Consider the following 2,038-nt stretch of genomic DNA (forward strand, 5'->3'; position numbering starts at 1 on the left):
CACTCGCCGTTGTAGCAAATTAAACTTCAACAATGAAAAATGTTTTAAGTCAATATCGAAATGCCCATAAATGGATGTTAATCCCTTGGATTGTAATTCTAATTGGATTTACTCCTCAATACTTTATGACATGGCTATCAGAACCTTGGGCCTATCACCTACATGCACTGTCTGCAATGGGTTGGTATGCCCTTATAGTAATACAGCCTTATTTGGCAACTCATGGAAAATTGCGACAGCACCGGTTTTGGGGAATGATAGGTGTATTTCTTGCTGGTGCAGTTGTGTTCTCTGCTTTATCCATAGTACCAACCAATGTCTATTTTGGAGCAAAAGGAGGATTTGAGCCAGTTTTTCCAGCATCATTTTTTTATGGACTAGTGTTTACAGAAACCATTCAAGTAATCGGTTTTGGATTAGCAGTTATTCTGGCAATCGTGAACTCTAAGAGACCAGAAGAACATGCACTTTGGATGACATCAACAATTTTTTTTGGATTAATGCCTGCATGGGGGCGTTTAATTATGTTCCCTATTTTAATTACAGGCGGTGAAATCGCATGGCTTGATACTCAAACATCTTTGAACTTCGGAATCACATTCTTTTTTCTTGTGATTCTTTATGTTGGATATAGCCTAAAAAAGTTAAAACATCCTGCAATAATTCTATCCTTGATTTTCGTTTCTTTTATGTTATTCACCATTAAAATTGGAGAACAAGAGTGGTATCAAGAATTAGTGACAAGAATAATGAAACCAACTGTTCCCTGGAAACTATAAACTTGCTACAACAATGTATATAAACCATTAAAAACGGTTCATATACCAACCGTTGTAGCACATAAAACCAATAATATGAATAGAATTATAATTCTCGGCATAATTGCTTTAACCCTGCTAGGATGCACCGAACCAGTTAAATACGATGTTGTGGTTGAAAACGTAAGTTTATTTGATGGTTTTGAAGACTTAGGCACTGTGAATGTCGCTATCAATAATGATACAATAGCTGCAATAACCACAAACAAATTAGAAGCTGATTCTATCATAGCTGGGTCAGGCAAATTTATGATTCCTGGACTGGTCAATGCCCATGTACATGTCAATAGCTTGGAAGATTTAAAAGCTGGCTACCCTTTAGGTATTTTGACTCTATTAAACATGCATACAGGATTAGAAGACAGAGAACTTGGCTGGAAAACAATGACAAAAGATTCAATTGGTTTTTCCACATTTTATGGCGCAGGTCATGCAGCCACAGTTCCGGGTGGACACCCAAATCAATTTAGTCCCGATATGGAAACTATTTCCGATTCTTTGTCCATTTCCAATTGGATACAACATCGTATTGATAAAAAGGTAGACTACATTAAAGTGATTCGTGAAAACCACGAATGGATGGGATATCCACCCCTTCCAACATTGAGCTATGAGCAAATACAGGAACTTATAGAATATGCCCATAGCAAAGGATATACAGTGGTTGTACATGCCAATACGGTTGAAGAAATGGTGAAGATTGCCGAGTTTAAGCCAGACGGTTTTGTACACATGTTGGATTATAAAGAAGACCTACCTATTCCAGACAGTTTTTATGACCAGCTAGTTAACAATAACACTTTTATTGTTCCTACTGGTGGAATTGCGCTCAAAACCATGAAGGATGCACCACCCTTTATACAGGACTGGGTCAGTAACAACCTTTTGAATGCCCAAGAACGTGCTTCTATCATCAAAGATATGCATGAAAAAGGGGTTCTTATTGTTGCAGGTACTGATGCTCAAGAAGGTCAAATGAATTTTGGGGAAGATTATTTTTTGGAACTAGAATTATATAAAATGGCAGGGTTGTCTAACCTTGAAGTACTTAAAACAGCTACAGGAAATGCAGCCAAGGCGTTTAATTTACCGATTGGAGAAATAAAAATAGGAAGTAAGGCAACTTTTGTCCTTCTCAACGAGAATCCGTTAAATGACCTTTCTAATCTTAGAAAAGTAGAACAGGTTTGGAAAAATGGCAATAATAAATAATACGTGCT

2 protein-coding genes are annotated in these 2,038 nt (G+C 37.0%); both read left to right on the top strand.

The window, feature by feature from the left end; genetic code table 11:
• Window positions 1–32 precede the first annotated feature (32 nt).
• Window positions 33–779 (top strand): hypothetical protein, encoded by a 747-nt coding sequence (locus AAGF08_RS20315; protein ID WP_343513282.1) that lies wholly within the window; start codon window positions 33–35, stop codon window positions 777–779.
• 75 nt (window positions 780–854) lie between these two features.
• Window positions 855–2,030 (top strand): amidohydrolase family protein, encoded by a 1,176-nt coding sequence (locus tag AAGF08_RS20320; RefSeq protein WP_343513283.1) that lies wholly within the window; start codon window positions 855–857, stop codon window positions 2,028–2,030.
• The last annotated feature ends 8 nt before the right edge of the window (window positions 2,031–2,038 follow it).

Origin of the sequence: Algoriphagus sp. SE2, assembly GCF_039563885.1 — a bacterium.
Classification (GTDB): domain Bacteria; phylum Bacteroidota; class Bacteroidia; order Cytophagales; family Cyclobacteriaceae; genus Algoriphagus.